Raw genomic sequence first — 248 nt, forward strand, 5'->3', positions numbered from 1 at the left:
AATACCGAGATTCCCGATCCCTAGGGACCTTCAGGTCCACCTGGCCGAAGGTGGTCTCCAGCTTGCGGGGGTAGTAGCCGTTCCTGCGGCCTCCGTGCACCTGCAAGAAGGCCGTCCGGTCCAGCTCCAGAACCGTCTGCAGAACCTCGGCTACTGTCTCCCGCACCGCTTCCCTCAGCAAGATCCGCAAGGTATCCTGGTCCACGGGGCACCTCCTCGTGCTAAGGTGTGCCCCCCTATTAAACACG

The 248-nt window shown here is 62.1% G+C and carries 1 protein-coding gene; it reads right to left on the reverse strand.

What is annotated here, in order from left to right; translation table 11 throughout:
* Positions 1–247 (reverse strand): transposase (locus ACYQ0J_RS07430; RefSeq protein ID WP_460171534.1); only part of this gene is annotated, 247 nt, incomplete at its 3' end.
* Between the last annotated feature and the right edge of the window lies 1 nt (position 248).

The sequence above is a fragment of the Thermus sp. FJN-A genome (assembly GCF_054655095.1).